Origin of the sequence: Agrobacterium sp. 22094 (assembly GCF_052046015.1) — a bacterium.
Classification (GTDB): Bacteria; Pseudomonadota; Alphaproteobacteria; order Rhizobiales; family Rhizobiaceae; genus Agrobacterium; species Agrobacterium cavarae.
Genome location: NZ_JBQEPX010000006.1, coordinates 1 through 18448 on the forward strand (window position 1 = coordinate 1; position 18448 = coordinate 18448).

Here is an 18448-nt window from a genome sequence, read left to right on the forward strand (position 1 = left end):
AAGAGACACACCCCAAACAAGTCAACAGACGTTTTTCAACAAAATCCATATTTCTTGTAAGTCGCTGTTTCAATTAGATAATTTTCACAAATCTGTCAAACAGGTGTCAGAAACATATCAGTTCCATGACTTTCACCGCGGGTTTTTGCGAGAAAGCAGGGAGAAGTCCGCGCCGCACACATACACGCCACGTTTTCGCCGCGACTTAATCCTATCTGCACTTCTTAACGAAGAGTTACAGCAAGCTGGGGACTGCGTCGGGATCGCCGCGCAGAAGTTTGACTCCTCGGTCTGAAAGTTGCACATCTTCGTCACATGACTTCTGGAGATCAAATGCAGAAACGGTCGCGACAGGCATGACGGCGGATCGGGATATGATCCGTACGCTCGGGACCGAGCCGCCTATTCTGGCGGAAGGCCGGCGAGCACCCGACCGGCGCGAGATCTCGATCCGCTGGCTGAGCGGGACATTTCTTACAGGGATCACCTCTTCCATATTGATGGGCGTCGCACTCTTTGCAGCTCTCGACGGCCGTCAGCAGCTTGCCATTCCCGCAGAAGCCTTCGCGCGCGGAGACATGGAACACTCCCTTTCCGAGACTGTTCGCCGTGGCACTCGGTTAGTGGCGCCCAATATCGCAGCGCGTCCTTCGGACCGCTCCGTTATGGAAGTCTCGACAGTTATTCATGATGGCGACAAGGAAGTGGTTCGCAAAGTCCCCTTCGCCCATGTGAAGATCTCGCTCGCGGCCAATTACAATACGCAGGATGATTATCCGGCATTCGATCCGCTCAACATCTTCGCCACAGACGACGAGCCGGAAGCTGCCGGGGCGAGCAAAACCGGGACGATCTATGGGTCCGAGGTGGAATCGGAAGTCAGCCTCAAATCGGTTCCTTTCCCGACGAAGCACAGCCCCTTTGCCTATGCCGGCGCGATGAGCTTCGATGAGGTGGAAGAAGCGGTCCGTTCCAACGGTTCTATCCTGACGGACGGCAACGAACAGCTTGCCGCGCTCTACTATATCGATCCGCGTCGGTTCGAGGCCGATGAGGATGTGGACATCACCGCGGGACTGGCGGCCCGCGTCGTCGAACAGAACATGTCGGTGTCGACGCCGCAGGCCCCGACGGTCAAACTGCCTGAATTTGCCGATGACGTCATTCCTGTGCGGCAGAGCCAGACGATGGAGGCTGCCCTTTTCGGCGCTGGCTATTCCAAGGAACAGGCCAAGCAGACCGCGACAGCCCTTGCGTCGGTCAATGGAACGGGGGATCTCCAGGCGGGTGACGTTCTCCGCATCGGCATTTTGCAGGACGACGAAAAGAGCGATATCGTTCGCGCCAGCCTTTACCGCAAGAACCGCCACGTCGTGACGGTGGCGGCAAACGACCAGAAGACCTTCGTCGCAGCGAGCGAACCGCCAAAACTCGATGCGGTCGCGACTGCCTTTGACGGCGGCAACGCGCCGATGACGGCGAACCGCGATCTGCCGCGTGTTTATGACGGCGTTTATCGTGCCGCTCTTGCCTACGGCATGAACCAGAGCATGGTCTCGCAGCTTATCAAGCTTCTGGCGAGCAGCGTCGACTTCCAGGCACAGCTGAAACCTTCGGATTCACTTGAGGCCTTCTTTTCGGTCGAAGGACCGGATGGCAAGGCGACCGAACAATCCGAATTGCTCTACGTCAATGCCAAATTCGGCGACAACCAGACGCGTTTCTACCGCTTCCAAAACCCGGATGATGGCAGCATCGATTACTTCGACGGCGAAGGCAAAAGTATTCGCCAGTTTCTGATCCGCAATCCGGTTCCGAACGGTCGCATGACATCCGGTTTCGGCATGCGGCGTCACCCGGTTCTACGATTCAGCCGTATGCATACCGGCACCGACTGGGCAGCGCCCCGCGGCACGCCGATTATCGCCACGGGTAACGGCGTCGTTGAGAAGGCGGGATGGGCATCCGGCTACGGCAACCAGACTTTGATCCGCCATGCCAATGGGTATGTCTCCTCCTATAACCACCAGAGCGCCATTGCGAAGGGCGTGGTCGAAGGAGCGCGCGTCACGCAGGGCCAGGTGATCGGCTATGTCGGCTCTACCGGTCTTTCGACGGGCGCGCACCTGCATTATGAGCTGATCGTCAATGGCACCAAAGTGGATGCGATGAAGGTTCGCCTTCCGGGCGGCAAGTCCCTTTCCGGCCAAGCACTCGCACGCTTCTCGGATGAGCGTCGTCGTATCGACACGCTGCTGAACATCGACGGCAAGGGCGAACAGGTCGCCAGCCGCTAATCAACTTCTGTTAGACACCGTCGCGCCTAAAGCGTAACGAGCGAATCTGAAAGATCGCGATACGCTCAAGGCGGAGCGACCTTAAGCGCGCTCGGCTGCAGGGAAAATCTTGGCGCGGCGAATGACCACATGGCCGTGATCTCCGGCTTCCACCGACGATTCCGGCGGTACATCGAATTCGAGAAGCTCCCCCTCTCTCGTCGTGGCGATCACGCGGCGCTCCCCTGCCCTGTCTAGAACGCGGGTGACTTGCGCGGGAATCCCATCATGCAAATCCTCCCATTCCAGATCGGCAGGGCGGGCATAGATCTCGACAGGACCGTCTGCCTGACCGTAGGCAAACTGGACCTCAGTGTCTCCAACATAGACCTTGCCGTTCTTGGCAATCCCGGAAACCTTGTTTGTGTCTCCCAGAAAGGTCATGACGAAGGCGCTGTTCGGCTGGCGGCAGACCTCTTTCGGCGTGCCTTGTTGGACGATCTCACCCTGGTTGAGAATGACGACGCGATCCGCAAGATCGAGCGCCTCTTCCTGGTCGTGAGTGACAAAGATCGTGGTGATGCCTAATTCGTCGTGGATTTCGCGAAGCCAGCGGCGCAGGTCGCGACGAACATTTGCGTCGAGCGCGCCGAAGGGCTCATCGAGCAACAGAACCTTCGGATCGACGGAAAGTGCGCGTGCCAGGGCGACGCGTTGCCTTTGCCCACCGGAAATCTGCGCGGGAAACCTGTCGCCCAACCCCTCGAGCCTTACCAGCCGCAGCAACTCCTGAACGCGGGCCTCGATTTCGGCGCGGTTCCGCTTCACGCGCGATACTTTCAGCCCGAAAGCGATATTCTCGTTCAACGTCATATGCGGGAAAAGTGCATAGTGCTGGAAGACGAAGCCGACGCCACGATCGCGGACGGGAATGTTGGTCGCATCCGTCTCGCCGAAGTAGATATGGCCGCCATCGGTATATTCGAGCCCTGCAACCATACGCAGGATCGTCGTCTTGCCCGAGCCGGAAGGACCGAGAAGCGCTAGCAATTCGCCACTTTCGATATCGAGCGAGACACCGCGCACGGCACGAAACGTGTCGAAGGTTTTAACGACATTCTGCAGGCGGATTTTCATGAAATCGTCTCCGTGGCGACGGCGTTTGCGGCGCTCAGCTTTTTACGTCCGCGACCTGCACCGCGCCGCTCCAATGCGACTTTGGCGATGATGGTGATAACGGCAAGCGCCGCGAGAATAGAGGCGGAGGCGAAAGCGCCAGCAGCCTGATAGTCGTGATAAAGAAGCTCAATATGCAGCGGCAGCGTGTTGGTCTGCCCGCGAATATTGCCCGAAACGATAGACACCGCGCCAAATTCGCCCATGACACGGGCGTTGCACAGCACGACGCCATAGAGGAGCGCCCATTTGATGTTGGGCAGCGTGACGGAAAAGAAAGTGCGCCAGCCGGAGGCCCCAAGCGAGGTTGCCGCTTCCTCCAAATCGCGTCCCTGCGCCTGCATCAGCGGGATGAGCTCGCGCGCAACAAATGGAGCCGTGACGAACATCGAGGCGATGACGATGCCCGGTAGAGCGAAGAGAATCTTGATTTCATAGGCATCCAGCAAGGGCCCGAACAGACCCTGCAGGCCATAGACGAAGAGATAGGCGACGCCGGCAACGATGGGAGATATGGAGAAGGGAATTTCCACGATGACCAGCAGGAAACGCTTGCCCCAGAAGTCGAACTTGGTGATCGCCCAGGCAGCAGCGACACCGAAGAGCGTGTTGATCGGCACCGCGATCAGTGCGGTGATCACCGTCAGCATGATGGCATGACGGGTATCGGGATGGTTGATCGTCGCGGCGTAGGCCTTCACACCTTGAGAAAAGGCCTCGACAGCGATGACCGCCAGAGGCGCCACCACCAGGAAGGCCCCGATGATGAGAACGAAGCCGATCAGGATTCGGCGCACCCATGGTGCATCGCCGACGCGCGGCGGCTTACGGCGGGAGGAAATAGTGCTCATTCTCTAGCTCCTCACCGTATAGCGCAAAGCGCGCGCCTGCAGATAATTCGTGAGCGCCAGCATCACGAAAGCCGTAATCAACAGAACGGATGCGATCGCTGCAGCCGCCTGATAATCATATTCTTCCAGCCGGATGAAGATCAGTAGTGAGGTAATCTCGGTCGAGAAGGGCTGATTGCCGGCAATGAAGATGATGGCGCCGAATTCGCCAAGGCTGCGGGCAAAGGAGAGCGACAGCCCGGCAAGAAGCGCTGGCGTCAAAAGTGGCAGGATGACCTTGCGAAAAATCTCGAGATCCGATCCACCAAGCGACTGGGCGGCCTCTTCCAATGCAGTGTCCAGATCTTCCAGCACGGGCTGAACGGTGCGAACGATGAAGGGCAGACTGGTGAAGGCCATCGCTACGATGATGCCGAGCGGCGTATAGGCGACCTTTATTCCGACCTCTGCCAGAACAGAGCCAAACCAGCCGTTTCCAGCAAAAAGCGCTGTCAGCGCTATACCGGCCACTGCCGTCGGTAGCGCGAAAGGCAAATCAACAATGGCATCGACCAGACGCCAGCCCGGAAAGCGATAGCGCGTCAGCAACCATGCCAGTGCGAGGCCGAAGATGACGTTGAAGACTGTTGCGGCCAGCGCGCAAAGGACGGTGACGCGGTAGCTGGCGAAGGCTCGCGGAGAGGATATGATGCTCCAATATTCCGCCGGTCCAAGGCTTGCCGCCTTGAAGACGAGTGCTGCCAGGGGAAGAACGACGATGATGCCAACGTAAAGCAGCGTGACGCCGAGAGACAATTTGAGCCCCGGCAGGACATTGCGTTTCAAATCTTCCCCCTTTGCATCGGCGAAGGTCCTGTTTCTCGGCACAAGATGGAGAGACACAAGATCAAAAATCGACCCGGCGAGTATCCCGCCGGGTCGATGTGGATTTGTGCCATAGAACGATTAGCGATTGCCGTAAAGCGCATCCAGTTTTCCGCCAGAGGCGAAATGGTCTTTCTGGATTTTGTCCCAGCCGCCGAAAACATCATTGACGTTGACGAGGCGAATGCTGGGGAACTGGTCCTTGAACTCGGCCGCAACCTTTTCATTGTGAACGCGGTGACCGAACTCAGCGGCAATGCGCTGGCCTTCTTCGGTATAAAGGAAGTCGAGGTAAGACTTCGCCAATTCGCGCGAGCCGCGCTTGTCCACGACCTTGTCGACGACCGCGACCGGGAATTCAGAAAGCAGGCTGACGGACGGCACAACGCCTTCGAACTTGTCCGTGCCGTACTGCTTGGCAATGCCACGGGTCTCGGCTTCGAAGGTGATCAAAACGTCGCCGATCTCACGCTCGACGAAGGTGGTCGTCGCGGCGCGGCCTCCGGTATCGAAGACAGGAACGTTGGCGAAGATCTTCTTGATGAACTCGTCGACTTTGGCTTGGTCGCCATTGAACTTTTCATTGGCGAAAGAGACAGCGGCCAAATAGGTGTAGCGCGCATTGCCGGACGTCTTCGGGTTCGGGAAGACGATCTTCACGTCATCGCGAACGAGATCATCCCAGTCCTTGATATTCTTGGGATTGCCCTTGCGAACAAGAAACGACGGGAAGGAGTAGAAGGGCGACGCGTCGTTTGGGAAATCTTTCTGCCAGTCGGCGGAAACAAAACCCTGCTTCACGAGGAAATCGATATCCGTGACCTGGTTGAAGGTAACGACGTCTGCCGACAGCCCCTCAACGATCGCACGGGCCTGCTTCGAGGTGCCTGCATGCGATTGGTCGATCGTCACGCCCGGATGGGATTTGACGAAGTCTGCATTTTCAGCCGCGAAGAGCTCACGCGCCACATCATAGGATGCGTTGAGAAGCGTCTTCGGCTCCTCAGCGGAGACGGCGGTGGAAATCAAAGCAGCAAGTGCGGCGCCAATCAGCGCAATCCGTTTCATGTCAGCCCCCATGGATCTCATTGGAGGCGGAGAATAGAGAAGGAAGATAGCCTCGGCGAGGAACCCTGAACCTCAGGCTGACCCATCTTGAGAATGTTCAACTCCCCAGACTGATCTTTTTGCAGTAATTTTCCGGCAGACCTCCGAGCCGATACATGGTCAAAATACGAGCTGGCGGGTTCTTGGAGCAGCCGATAGCGTTGCGGATCTCACCTCGCGACGTGGATTCCCATAACGCCTCGTAAAGACCCGATGTAGCGCCGATCCAGTTGCAAATCCGTGGTTCATGTCGGCCTTTGAGCCCCGCTTTATTGCATCGCCAAAATTTTTTCGCATGTCGTGCTTCCAAACCCGTTTTTGCGGAGTTTGGATGTGGTGGCTCCATCACGCAACATTTATCAAACGGAGGGAAGACAGGGCGCCTGAAAGCGTATTGAGTATATGAGAAAAACAAAAAAGCTGCCTATTGCGACGCAGCAAATTGACTTGACCGTCTGCAGAATCGTGGCATCTACTACAGCATCAATCCGAAAATCGGAATCGCTTTTCGGACACGCATGATGCGTAGATTTAAAGATATAGAGCGTCCTTAGTGCGTCTGAAAGACGCACGGCGCTCTAGCGAAATAGAAGACCGCGGCTCATTCCTGTCCAGCGTTGCCGCCGGACCATGCAGACAGCCCGTTACGGGTTAAGGCGTTACTCCAGGAGATAGACATGCAGGTTTCAGAACAAGAGTGGATCAGCAAGCGGGCTTACACACTTTGGGAGAGCGAAGGCCGCCCGCACGGCCGTGATGCCGAGCACTGGGAGCAGGCGAAAAAAGAATTCACTCTGCTGCAAAGCACGAAGGCGACCAAGCCTGCGCACCGCAAGAAGGGGGAAGTCAAAGCCGCTTCCATCGCTCCCGAGACAACCAAACCCAGGACACGCGCCAAGAAGTCTGCAGCCCAGTAAGCACTTCAGAACAGCTAAGCGCTTCAGAAATTCCAACCTGCATGAAAAAGCCCCGTTCACACAGAACGGGGCTCTTTTGTATCGACTGAGAAGATGCTGCGCAAAACTGCGCAGCGTTTGCTCGCGTGTGTCGCTTCAGAACGTCAAGGCGCGATCGCCGTTTTCGTCCTTGATGCGGGTCGGCAAGCCGATCTTGTTCAAGAGATTGAGGAACGGCTGCGGCGGAAGTTCTTCGACATTCGCCATCTGCTTCACATCCCACTCGCCAGTGGCAATCAGCATCGCGGCGGCAACCGGCGGAACGCCGGCCGTATAGGAGATGCCCTGCGAGCCGACTTCTTCGTAGGCTTCCTTGTGGTCAGCCACATTGTAGATGAAGACTTCGCGATCCTTGCCGTCCTTCGTACCCTTGACGATATCGCCAATGCAGGTCTTGCCGACATAGTCGGGCGCCAGCGAAGACGGATCGGGCAGCACGGCCTTGACCACCTTGAGCGGAACCACTTCCAGACCTTCAGCGGTCTTGACCGGCTTTTCGGACAGGAGGCCAAGGTTCTTCAAGACGGTGAAGACGTTGATGTAATGGTCGCCAAAGCCCATCCAGAAACGCACATCCGCGCCATCCATGTTCTTGGAGAGCGAGTGCACTTCATCGTGGCCCGTCATATAGGCTTTCTGCTTGCCAACGACCGGCAGGTCGAATTCCTGTCCGACTTCGAACATCTGGTTCGTCTGCCACTGGCCGTTCTGCCAGGAATAGACCACGCCGGTGAATTCGCGGAAATTGATTTCCGGATCGAAGTTGGTCGAGAACCAGCGGCCATGACTACCGGCATTGATATCGACGATATCGACGGACGTGACCTTGTCGAAATACTCATCCTTGGCCAGACGCGCATAGGCATTGACCACACCCGGATCGAAGCCGACGCCCAAAATGGCGGTAACGCCCTTTTCCTTGCATTCGGCGGCACGCTTCCATTCGTAGTTTCCGTACCACGGCGGCGTTTCGCAGATCTTTGTTGGATCCTCGTGGATCGCGGTATCCATATAGGCAACACCTGCGTCCATGCAGGCCTGAAGAACGGACATGTTGACGAAGGCCGAACCGACGTTGATGACGATCTGGACGCCAGTCTTTTCTATCAAGGCCTTCGTGGCCTCGATATCCAAAGCGTCCAGCGCGTGGGCCTCAAGTTTCACCTCTGTCTTGAGGCTCTTCTTTTCACGTACGGATTCGACAATCTTGCGGCACTTATCGACAGTGCGTGACGCAATATGAATGTCTCCCAATACATCGCTATTCTGGGCGCACTTATGCGCCACGACCTGTGCTACGCCACCGGCGCCGATGATGAGAACGTTCTTCTTCATTTCAGGTGATGCCTCCTTTTCCCCGCAGGGATGGCTTTTTGAGAAAGAGTGCTACAAGCGTTTTTCAAAAACGCGCTGTTACGACAGACTCTGCTGATAATCGACAAAGTCGAATTCACGGACGGTTCGAATGCTGCCGTCCAGTTCCTTGATGGCGATCGCCGGCATTTTGACGCCGTTGAACCAGTTCTTCTTGACCATTGTATAGCCGGCCGCATCCTGGAAAGAGACGCGATCGCCGACCTTGAGTGCGTTTTCGAACTTGAATTCGCCGAAGACATCGCCTGCGAGGCAGGATTTGCCGCATACCATATAGGAGTGCTCGCCCTCGTTGGGCGCAACCTTCGCGTTCTCGCGATAGATCAAGAGATCCAGCATATGGGCTTCAATCGAGCTATCGACAATGGCAAGATTCTTGCCATTGAACAGCGTGTCGAGAACCGACACTTCCAGCGTCGTGCTCTTGGTGATCGATGCTTCGCCCGGCTCAAGATAGACCTGCACGCCGTACTTCTCGGAAAACTGCTTAAGGCGGTCGCAGAACTGGTCGAGAGGATAATTCTCGCCGGTAAAGTGAATGCCACCACCAAGGCTGACCCACTCCGCACGCGACAGAAGCGAACCGAATTTTTCCTCGATCTGGCCAAGCATCTGGTCGAAGAGGCCGAAATCATTGTTCTCGCAATTGTTGTGGATCATGAAACCGGAGATGCGGTCCATGACCTTCTCCACCTTGGACACATCCCATTCGCCGAGACGGCTGAACGGGCGCGCGGGGTCTGCCAGATCGAAGGTGGAAGAACTCACCTGCGGATTGAGGCGAAGGCCACGAACGATGCCGGACGCCTTGTCGGCGAAGCGTTCCAGCTGCCCGATGGAGTTGAAGATGATCTTGTCGGCATGGGAGACGACTTCGTCGATCTCGTAATCGGCATAAGCGACGGAATAGGCGTGCGTTTCGCCACCGAATTTCTCATGCCCGAGCCGCACCTCATAGAGCGAGGACGAGGTGGTGCCGTCCATGAACTCAGCCATAAAGTCGAAGACCGACCACGTCGCAAAGCACTTGAGCGCGAGAAGAGCCTTGGCGCCGGATTTTTCGCGCACATAGGCAATCTTCTCCATGTTGCGGAGAAGCTTGGTCTTGTCGATCAGGTAGTAAGGTGTTTGCAGCATCGGCCAGTCACATCGTCCAATTGATAGAGATCATGAGATCATTTTCCCGGCCTTATATGATGCTTGTGACAGGAAAACAAACCTGTCGAAAACAATTGCAACGATTCCCCGACGGGTTTTCGCAAAAGGCGGGAACAAAAGCTTTGGCGCTACGTTTGGAGGTCAGGCGCATTTTGACACCCTAGAAAAGGATTGAACATGGCAAGCGTTCGCAACGTGGAAGACAAGGTACGCGAAACCCTCGACAGCGCAGAGGCCGAAGATGTCTCCGCACAGCTGGCCCAGCTTCGTGACGATCTTTCCAACCTCGCAAAGAGCGTCAAGGCACTCGGCGTTGGCGTTTCCCACGAGGTCAAGGCACAGGCGTCGCGCGTTGCCGATGATGCCATGGCGAAGTCTGAGCAGACCGTTCATGCGGTTCGCGACGAAATCCAGACCCTGAACGACAATCTGGTCTACCAGGTTCAGCGCAATCCACTTCAGTCTCTCGGCATCGCTGTCGCAACCGGCTTCCTTCTTGCCCTTGTCACGCGTCGATAAGGCGCAAACATGCTTCAAGCATTTTTGCTCTATTTGGGCGATACACAGCGGGAAGGCACCTTCGTCACGCGCAGGATAAAGACCGGTATCGTGCTGAGGGTGCTCGCCGGCTTCTTCTTCCTGGTTGCGGTGATCGCTGGCGGCATCGGCGGCTCGATCTATCTTGCGAAGGAGATCGGTGCTGGCCCAGCCGCGTTGGTCATCGCCGGCGTCGCATTCCTGCTTGGCGTGATCATGCTGGTCTGGCTGGCAATTCTTCGTCGCCCGACGGCGTACCGCCGTGCACCAATTGCGTCTCCGCTTGCAACAGCGCCATTGGCTGTTGAGGCCATGGCGGCGGGTGCTCTTGGAAAACGTCCGTTCACGACGCTGTTGATTGCGATGGCGCTTGGCTTCATCACAACACGCACGACAATTCGCAAGAAGTAGAACTCTTCTGCGCGTCCCTCGGTTTCCAAGGGGCGCGCATTTACCTTGCGGTCTTTTCCAAAAAATTCCCCCTACCCTTCTTCCGACAAAATGATACGCAGTCTCCAACAGTCTCTTTTTGAAAGGATGTTGGATGCGGAAGAAAGTTCTCGTTGTCGGCGGGGCCGGATATATTGGCTCGCACACCTGCCTGTTGCTTGCAGAACGCGGCTACGAACCTGTCGTTTTCGACAATCTCTCCAATGGTCATGAAGAGTTTGTTCGCTGGGGACCGTTCGAGCAAGGGGATATTCGCGACAAGGCGCGACTGGACGAGGTCTTCGCCAAGCATCAGCCCGAGGCGGTTCTTCACTTCGCAGCCCTCATCGAGGTGGGTGAATCGGTCAAGAACCCGGTCGCCTTCTACGATAACAACGTCATTGGCGCCCTGACCCTCTTGTCCGCGACGATGGACGCCGGCGTAAAAGCCTTCGTCTTCTCATCCACATGCGCGACCTATGGTCTGCCGGAACGTGTACCGCTGGATGAAGGCCATCCCCAGGCTCCGATCAATCCCTACGGCAGAACCAAATGGATCGTGGAGCAGGCGCTCAAGGATTTCAGCACCTACAAGGATCTGAAGTCTGTGATGCTGCGCTACTTCAACGCGGCGGGTGCTGATTTCGAAGGCCGCATCGGAGAGTGGCATAAGCCCGAAACGCATGCCATTCCGCTCGCGATCGAGGCGGCCCTAGGCCGCCGTCAGGGCTTCAAGGTGTTTGGCACCGACTACGACACCCGCGACGGTACCTGCGTGCGCGACTATATCCACATCCTCGATCTTGCCGATGCGCATGTCCGCGCGGTGGACTATCTCTTGTCTGGCGGGGAGACCGTAGAACTTAACCTCGGCACCGGGACTGGAACGACGGTGAAGGAGTTGCTCGACGCGATTTCAAAAGTCTCAGGCCGCCCGTTCCCCGTGGAATTCGCCGAACGGCGCGAAGGCGACTCCACTACGCTTGTGGCCAATAACGACAAGGCCCGGGAGGTCCTGGGTTGGCAGCCGCGCTATACACTGGAGGATATCATCTCCTCCGCATGGCGTTGGCATTCGACCCACAATGCGGAGCGTTGAGAGGTCCATTCAGCACAAAAAAACACCGGCCCCAATGAGGCCGGTGTTCTGAGAAAGAGCATCATGCTCACTCTCGCTCCTCTCCCGTAACGGGATTAGGGCTTGGTGGCACCTGTCTGCGTGGTGTCCGTTGCCGCTGGTGCCGTGGTGCTTGCGTTCGCGTTCTTGTCCTTGAGGGTCATGAACTCGGGCGCTGCCTTCAGCGATTCAGCGGTTTCGGTCGTCGTCAGGCGGACCGTGCCATTGTTGGTGTCACGTGTCATCGTGAGCTTGTCCATCGGGACGGCAACATCCTTGGTGCCGATTCCGAGGAATCCGCCGACGCCGACCACAGCAGCGACGATGCCGCCGTTTTCTTCGAGGATGAGGTTCGTCACGTTACCGATGCTCTCGTCGGCAGAGGTGTAAACCGAGTTGCCGATGAAATCATTGGCGCTGATCTGGTTGGCTGCCTGCTCCGTCAGATAGGAGCCGGATGCTGCACCAGCATTCGCGGAGGTGTCAGTCGCGCCAGGAGTTGTCGGCATGACTGGGGTTGCCGGTGCGGCGTTCGGGCTTGCGGGCGCCGTCGTGCCTGGCGCAGCCTGAGTTGCGTCTTGGGCGATGGCGAGCGGTGCGAACGCTGTTGAACCCATGAGGGCGGCCGTCGCGATAAGGGTCAATGTCTTTTTCATCTCGTACCTTCCTTTCATCGTCGTTAAACCAAACTGGCTGGTGACAGTTCATCTGTCCTTTTCGTCAACCTGTTCGCCGGGCAAACGAAACGACGGCAAAATTGGTTCCGGGTTTTTCACCCTCATCAACAAAGGGTGAAAGGAGAAAAAAGCCTATAGATATCGCTCCCTGCCGCAAGGAACAGCATTGTGCCGCCAAAATAGACAGCTATTATCTGTGCGTCATTCAGCATAAAAGATGACACTTATGGACGTATAAGGGCACGACAATTTCCAGGTTTAGAGCATTCTTCGCCAGACTGTCTCCCACAGCATCGATTGGCACCTACATCGTCATCATGACGACGCTGGTGACCCTGCCGCTGATTATTTTTGCCGGTTATCTGATGTTGCGGCTTGAAGCGGATGAACGGGAAGATTTGCAGCGTGAAGCCGTCGACGATGCCCGCGCCATCAGCCGCAACATCGAGCGACGTCTTCAGGAATTGAGCACCACGCTTAATCTCCTCGTGCAGTTTCCGGAACTGGAAGATGGCGATCTCGCCAGTTTCCATCAGCGCGTCAGTGAAAGCCTGCGCCAGCGAAACATCTATGTGGTGGTCGCTACGCGCGACGGCGTTCAGAAGGTCAATACGCGCATTCCCTACGGGCAGCCTCTAGGCCAGGTTCCTGCGGATGCCCATATTCAGGAGGCGATCGATGCCAAGCGGATCATGCTTTCGAACATCTTCTATGCCACGAATCGGAAGGAATGGGTGTTCACCGTCACCCTTCCCCTGCCCCGTCAGCTCGCAGCCGCTGGCGACGTGTTGATCGTTACGCAAGCCGCGAAGGATCTCTCAAGCCTGATCTCCACGGACGCAATCCCCGCTGGATGGTCGGCATCGGTGATCGACAGCGGCGGGCGCGTGGTGATTTCAAGCAATATGCAACAGGCAGCGCCCGGTATCGCCTATGAGCCGGCAAAACTTGCGGCCGGCATGTCGGCTTTCAGCGGGAGCTTCACCGACGCTCATAACAACATCTATGCCTACGCCCAACTTCCCGGCTGGCCCTGGAAAGCGGTCGTGGCGGGCGCGATAGACCGTAGCGACTCGGCCTTGCGCAGCACCTGGCGGCAGATGTTGATCGGCAGCCTTTTCATCGTCCTGGCTGCAGTCCTTGGCACCTACCTTGTCGGCCGGCAATTGCGGCAGTCCGTCAAACAACTCGTCGCCGTGGCTGAACGCATCGGCGAAGGCGAAATCGTCTCGCGCGTCGAAACCAACGTCAAGGAACTCAACCAGGTCGGTGTGGCACTCTCCAACGCGTCTTTCGATCGTAGTCAGGCAGAAGACCGTAACCAGCTGATTTTGCATGAACTGGTTCATCGGTCCAAGAACATGTTGACCCTGGTGCAGGCGATGATGCGCCAATTGGCGCGGGAGAACACGACCGTTCCCGAACTGCAGAAGGAAGTCGATCACAGACTCCGAGGTCTCGCCATGTCGATCTCGGCACTGGCCGAGGTCCAGTGGGAAGGCCTGCCGATCCACCGCCTGGTGAAAGGCCATCTTGAGGTGTTTGGCTCGACAGCCCATCAGGTCGATATCTCAGGCGAGGATTTCCTCCTATCGCCCGAAGCTGCGCAAAATCTCGGCCTCATCCTTCACGAACTGAGCACCAACTCGATCAAGTACGGCGCGCTTTCGGTCAGGGAAGGACGCGTGCGGCTTCATTGGGCTCTTAATTCAACCGATCACGATAGCGTGACGATGGAGTGGACCGAGACGGGTGGCCCGCCGGCCAGCCAGCCTTCTCGTCGGGGATTTGGCTCTACGATCATAAAGCGCCATGCGGAAAGCGCATTTTCTGCTGTCGTTTCAACGGATTATGCGCAAACCGGGTTTACTTGGTCTATGACCGCGCCCGTGGAGCGGCTGCTCAAAAAAAATTCTAGCCCAGAGACTGCGTAAAATATCGTTGGGCCTCTGGAACCAAGAATAGGTGCGTACGTTTCTTCAGCACGCCAGGCCAATTCCCCGTCCCCGCCTAGAGGCCCGGCGCAGCAGGTTTTGCCCCTGAAAACCTGCCCCTGAATAGCACGGCTCTCCCCCGAGCCGTGTTTTTCTGTTTTTGGGTCATTGATCGACAGTCCTCACTCGCCAACTCACGCGGAGACGCGGGGAATGTCCTCCGTCGATAATGTACGCTTCAGCTCATCACCTGAGATAGCCTGCTGGTCGAAGACGCGCTGAGATGACCGCGCGTGTCCTGTAAAGCATGGCTCGATGTTCAGATTCGCTCCACGCCCTAGGTCGCGTAGCGCATGTCGCTGTCACAAACCGCCGCACACTTTTACGTGGATCATGCTTTAGGACGTGCTGAGCGGCGCACCAGTTCTTTCGACATGCATATGGGCTGAAAAAAATCGATCCCGATCTCGAGCCCATCCCATAGCGCTTTGCGTGAAGGTTTCCACGCAAAGGACGTCTTTCACGTCAGGACGCGACCGGAGCAGGGAAGCGCAGCGTATATCCGATGTCACTGGCCGAGATGTCGTACCGCGCCTCCCCTGCAAGGGCTGCTGGCACCACCTTTTCGAGGACAACGCTACCAAAGTTGCTTCGGCGGTCGCTCTCTTGCGATGCGGGCATATCATCCGGAGAGAGCGGTTCGCTCCAGCTCACTTCGAAGAAATCCCCGTCGCGCCGGCATTCCAGCGTGATGGGCAAGTGAAGCGCCAGGTTGGGGCTGTGGCTGACGGTATTCACCACCAGTTCGTGAAAGGCCAGCCCCACATAGAGAGCGCCATTCGGATTGAGCAGGAGGTTCTCACCCTTCATTTGAACAAGGTGAGGATATTCTGGAAGGTAGAGATCCGATTGCTGTTTCAACAATTCGAAAATCTCCGCGCCGCGCCAGTCGGAATCCGTGATCAGATCTTGAGATTGTGCCAGCGCATGCAGCCGCCCGCGGAATTTCCGCAGGAAATCTTCCTTGGTGAAACTGAACCGTGCCGTCTGTGCCGAAAGGCTCTGGATGATTGCCAGAAGATTTTTCGAACGATGACTGACCTCGCGCAATAGCGAGCGAAGCAACTGTTCACGGCGACGCTCGACGGTGACCTCGCGGATCGTCGTCTTCAACACTCCCTGGCCAGACATGTTGACCGTGGAATAGACATGGAACTGAAATATCCTGTCCTTGCCCGCCATCACCTCAAGCGTACCGCGGCTGCCCGCAGCGCTAAGGTCCTTCTTCAACTCCGACAGACGCTGAGCAAGGTCCTTGCCGAAGATGTTGATGTCCGTAGGCTCGTCTTCCCGCTCCGTCGGGAGGTTCCAAACGTCCGGCAGATTGGCAATGAATATGTAATCCCGGTCACGATCCTGCAGCATGACAGTTTCGCCGGAGTCGAGCAAAGCCAACACCAGCGAATCATGCAATTCACCTTCGTTTCGGTCTCTGTTGTGCCACGCGAGCCGATGCAATTTCATCTCCTAGCGGAAAACGACGTCGAGCCGCGAAGCGCCCGCGCCGACTATCCTTGCGTCAAACGTCCAGCAGCCGCAAGAGTTGCGGGACATAACGACACTCAGCATGAATTACGCGGCAACACGTGAACTTTCATTAAAGAACAGAGCCTGACTGATCAGCGCCTTAACCATATCTGGATTGAAAGGCTTGGTCACAAGGAAGGTCGGCTCAGGCCGCTCACCGGTGAGCAGACGCTCAGGGAAGGCGGTGATGAAGATGACCGGAAGGGTCGTCATCTGAAGGATGTCCTTCATCGCGTCAAGGCCGGAACTGCCGTCAGCGAGCTGGATATCCGCAAGGATCATCTTTGGCTGGGTGCGATGGAACAGTTCCAGCGCTTCCTTGTGGGTGCGGGCGATGCCGGTGACGTTATGGCCAAGATCGGTCACCATCTGCTCGATGTCCATCGCGATCAGCGGTTCGTCTTCGATGATCATGATGTCAGTCGCAACCTGGCGGGCGATTTCGGACGCCGCCTCATCGATCAACTTGCCGATATCGCTTTCCGGAACCTGAAGAACTTCAGCGGCTTCCGAGGGAGAAAACTCTTCGACGGTGGTCAGCAGAAACGCCTGCCGCGGCACAGCCGGAACGGCCGAAAGATTGGCAGAAGCGCGCTTTTCCCAGCCTGTCAGGTTCTCATCCGTCTTGATGTTGATCGTGACGGAACTAAAAATAGAGACAAACAATTGATAAAGCGAAACACGATCGCTGCTCGTCTGCGGAAAGATGCTGACATCGGCGATCAGAGCTTCGAGGCTAGCAGCGACGTAGGCATCGCCAGTGGATTGAGACCCGCAAACGGCACGCGCGAACCTACGGAGATAAGGTAGGTGCGGTGCAATGCGTGTAGAAACGGACATGTAATTCTCCCCTGTTCATGCGGTCTGCAGCGCAAACCTGCGGGATTAATGCCTGAAGGAAAAAAAAGTTCCGCAGGCCTGGAACGTTTTTTTTGTGAGCGCATTTATAAAGCGTCACAAAAGGAATACCCGCACTCATGAGCATGTTTCAATCGGATCAGGATTCGTCTGATAACGGAGCGGGGCCAAGTGTGCCCGATTCCGGACGAGCGGTCATCACCCGGAAATTGAGAGAACTTTACGACGCTGTCCAGGATGAAGGTATCCCGGACAAGTTCCTCGACCTTCTCGAAAAGCTTGACGAGGCTGAGCGCAGATCGAAAGCTTCGGGTGAATGATGACACAAGACGTGGAAAAAGACGGCCACAACTTCAAACGCGAAATGCTGGCGGCTCTGCCAAATCTGCGCGCATTCGCTATATCCCTTATTCGCTCTCGCGACCGCGCTGACGATCTTGTCCAGGACACGATCATGAAGGCCTGGGCTAAGCAGGAAAGCTACCAGCCTGGCACGAATATGCGTGCATGGCTGGTGACCATCCTGCGAAACGAGTTCTACAGCCAGATCCGCAAATCCGGCCGTGAGGTTCAGGACACAGACGGCGCATATACCTCGCGCCTGTCCGTCCCGCCCGAACAGCATGGCTCGGTCGACCTCCACGATTTCCGCCAGGCGCTTGAAAAATTGCCAGACGATCAGCGTGAAGCCATTTTGCTGATCGGTGCTTCCGGCTTTGCCTATGAAGAAGCTGCAGAGATCTGCGGTTGCCCTGTCGGCACGATCAAGAGCCGTGTCAGCCGTGCGCGAATGCGTCTGCAAGAACTTCTCGGCATCGAAAACGAAAACGAGTTCGGTCCTGACGCCCAGACCACGGCAGTGACTGCTGCAATGGGTCTTCGCTGATCGCGTTCAATAACATGACGGGTGGCCCACTGACGCTGCCCGTCACATCCCTGTATCCTTGACGGATTCCATGACGACAAAGGTCGATGTGTTTGCGACCGAAGGCAGGCTCGAGATTTTCTCGCCAAGCACCCGTCGATATTTGCGGATGTCTGTCGTTCTTACTTTCAGCAGGTAATCGAAGGCGCCTGCAATCATGTGGCACTCCTCCACCTCCTTGATCTTGCGCACCGCTGCATTGAACTCATCCAACGCCTTCTCTCTCGTATCGGAAAGCTTGACCTCGGTGAAAGCGATGTGCTCGAGCCCAAGCTTCGCTGCATTGAGCGACGCCCGGAAACCCAGAATATAGCCCTCATCGACAAGCCGCTTCAGGCGGGTCTGGCAGGGCGTCTTCGAAAGCCCCACGCGCCGCGACAATTCCAGCATGGACATTCGCCCGTCCTCGCTGAGCGCTTCCATGATCCTCATATCGAAGTGATCCAGATCGCCTGTTTCTTGCGCCTTAATCATCCACTTTTCCTGCAAAACTCGAAAATAAAAGTTCGTTTTTCCTTTTTTACCCTTAAAATAAGGCCATAGCAATCTCGCCGGTGGTGTTATTCTGTGAACCAATATGGGGAAGGCAAAAGGCCACCTCATCTTTTCACGAATCCAATCG

At 56.5% G+C, this 18448-nt stretch carries 19 protein-coding genes; 9 read left to right on the top strand and 10 right to left on the bottom strand.

The window, feature by feature from the left end; translation table 11 throughout:
• Window positions 1-295: hypothetical protein (locus ACTJK5_RS20600; protein ID WP_440613138.1), on the top strand; the 295-nt coding region annotated here is incomplete at its 5' end.
• Between the two features lie 61 nt (window positions 296-356).
• On the top strand, window positions 357-2297 hold the full coding sequence (locus ACTJK5_RS20605) for a M23 family metallopeptidase (protein ID WP_112520722.1): 1941 nt from the start codon (window positions 357-359) through the stop codon (window positions 2295-2297).
• An 81-nt stretch (window positions 2298-2378) separates the two neighbouring features.
• Here the strand turns inward: ACTJK5_RS20605 and ACTJK5_RS20610 are convergent, their stop codons facing one another.
• The 4 genes from ACTJK5_RS20610 to cysP all read right to left on the bottom strand — a co-directional run bounded on the left by ACTJK5_RS20610 (window position 2379) and on the right by cysP (window position 6235).
• A complete protein-coding gene (locus ACTJK5_RS20610) occupies window positions 2379-3413 on the bottom strand; it encodes a sulfate/molybdate ABC transporter ATP-binding protein (protein ID WP_153312796.1) in 1035 nt (344 codons plus the stop codon).
• Window positions 3410-4303, bottom strand: coding sequence for a sulfate ABC transporter permease subunit CysW (gene cysW, locus ACTJK5_RS20615; RefSeq protein ID WP_112520724.1), 894 nt, complete (start codon window positions 4301-4303; stop codon window positions 3410-3412). The genes ACTJK5_RS20610 and cysW overlap by 4 nt, the downstream gene beginning before the upstream one ends.
• 3 nt (window positions 4304-4306) lie before the next feature.
• Window positions 4307-5128, bottom strand: a complete 822-nt coding sequence (gene cysT / locus ACTJK5_RS20620) for a sulfate ABC transporter permease subunit CysT (RefSeq protein WP_153312797.1) — start codon at window positions 5126-5128, stop codon at window positions 4307-4309.
• A 120-nt stretch (window positions 5129-5248) separates the two neighbouring features.
• Complete coding sequence (cysP, locus tag ACTJK5_RS20625) at window positions 5249-6235, bottom strand: thiosulfate ABC transporter substrate-binding protein CysP (RefSeq protein WP_153312798.1); 987 nt, start codon at window positions 6233-6235, stop codon at window positions 5249-5251.
• A gap of 716 nt (window positions 6236-6951) precedes the next feature.
• Between cysP and ACTJK5_RS20630 the strand changes: the two genes are divergently transcribed.
• Window positions 6952-7191, top strand: a complete 240-nt coding sequence (locus tag ACTJK5_RS20630; RefSeq protein ID WP_111850860.1) for a DUF2934 domain-containing protein — start codon at window positions 6952-6954, stop codon at window positions 7189-7191.
• Window positions 7192-7326: 135 nt separating this feature from the next.
• Here the strand turns inward: ACTJK5_RS20630 and ACTJK5_RS20635 are convergent, their stop codons facing one another.
• The gene (locus ACTJK5_RS20635; RefSeq protein ID WP_062427740.1) at window positions 7327-8565 is read right to left on the bottom strand and encodes a saccharopine dehydrogenase family protein; all 1239 of its coding nucleotides are present in this window, start codon (window positions 8563-8565) and stop codon (window positions 7327-7329) included.
• 78 nt (window positions 8566-8643) lie between these two features.
• Window positions 8644-9741, bottom strand: a complete 1098-nt coding sequence (nspC, locus tag ACTJK5_RS20640) for a carboxynorspermidine decarboxylase (protein ID WP_112956906.1) — start codon at window positions 9739-9741, stop codon at window positions 8644-8646.
• A gap of 198 nt (window positions 9742-9939) precedes the next feature.
• Here nspC and ACTJK5_RS20645 point away from each other — a divergent pair, with 198 nt between their 5' ends.
• From ACTJK5_RS20645 to galE, 3 genes are all read left to right on the top strand, one after another.
• Window positions 9940-10281, top strand: coding sequence for a DUF883 family protein (locus ACTJK5_RS20645; RefSeq protein ID WP_153312799.1), 342 nt, complete (start codon window positions 9940-9942; stop codon window positions 10279-10281).
• 9 nt (window positions 10282-10290) lie between these two features.
• Window positions 10291-10710, top strand: a complete 420-nt coding sequence (locus tag ACTJK5_RS20650; RefSeq protein WP_111850856.1) for a hypothetical protein — start codon at window positions 10291-10293, stop codon at window positions 10708-10710.
• Window positions 10711-10843: 133 nt separating this feature from the next.
• Window positions 10844-11827: a UDP-glucose 4-epimerase GalE gene (galE, locus tag ACTJK5_RS20655; RefSeq protein WP_112956907.1), complete on the top strand. Its 984-nt coding sequence runs from the start codon at window positions 10844-10846 to the stop codon at window positions 11825-11827.
• A 95-nt stretch (window positions 11828-11922) separates the two neighbouring features.
• On the opposite strand, the gene ACTJK5_RS20660 is transcribed toward galE, so the two are convergent.
• On the bottom strand, window positions 11923-12501 hold the full coding sequence (locus ACTJK5_RS20660) for a PRC-barrel domain-containing protein (protein ID WP_112956908.1): 579 nt from the start codon (window positions 12499-12501) through the stop codon (window positions 11923-11925).
• 338 nt (window positions 12502-12839) lie between these two features.
• On the opposite strand from ACTJK5_RS20660, the gene ACTJK5_RS20665 reads away from it, so the two are divergent.
• On the top strand, window positions 12840-14456 hold the full coding sequence (locus ACTJK5_RS20665) for a sensor histidine kinase (RefSeq protein WP_112956909.1): 1617 nt from the start codon (window positions 12840-12842) through the stop codon (window positions 14454-14456).
• Between the two features lie 525 nt (window positions 14457-14981).
• Here the strand turns inward: ACTJK5_RS20665 and ACTJK5_RS20670 are convergent.
• Entirely contained in the window at window positions 14982-15980 is a 999-nt protein-coding gene (locus ACTJK5_RS20670) for a sensor histidine kinase (protein WP_112956910.1), read from the bottom strand.
• 108 nt (window positions 15981-16088) lie between these two features.
• On the bottom strand, window positions 16089-16883 hold the full coding sequence (locus ACTJK5_RS20675) for a response regulator (RefSeq protein ID WP_062427732.1): 795 nt from the start codon (window positions 16881-16883) through the stop codon (window positions 16089-16091).
• Between the two features lie 137 nt (window positions 16884-17020).
• On the opposite strand from ACTJK5_RS20675, the gene ACTJK5_RS20680 reads away from it, so the two are divergent.
• Both ACTJK5_RS20680 and ACTJK5_RS20685 read left to right on the top strand, forming a co-directional pair.
• Window positions 17021-17221 carry a NepR family anti-sigma factor gene (locus ACTJK5_RS20680; protein WP_062427731.1) on the top strand — a complete coding sequence of 67 codons (201 nt, stop codon included), beginning with the start codon at window positions 17021-17023 and terminating at the stop codon, window positions 17219-17221.
• Complete coding sequence (locus tag ACTJK5_RS20685; protein ID WP_062427769.1) at window positions 17221-17787, top strand: sigma-70 family RNA polymerase sigma factor; 567 nt, start codon at window positions 17221-17223, stop codon at window positions 17785-17787. Before ACTJK5_RS20680 ends, ACTJK5_RS20685 begins: the two co-directional genes overlap by 1 nt.
• A 42-nt stretch (window positions 17788-17829) precedes the next feature.
• Here ACTJK5_RS20685 and ACTJK5_RS20690 read toward each other — a convergent pair whose 3' ends face one another.
• Complete coding sequence (locus ACTJK5_RS20690; protein WP_112956911.1) at window positions 17830-18300, bottom strand: Lrp/AsnC ligand binding domain-containing protein; 471 nt, start codon at window positions 18298-18300, stop codon at window positions 17830-17832.
• Between the last annotated feature and the right edge of the window lie 148 nt (window positions 18301-18448).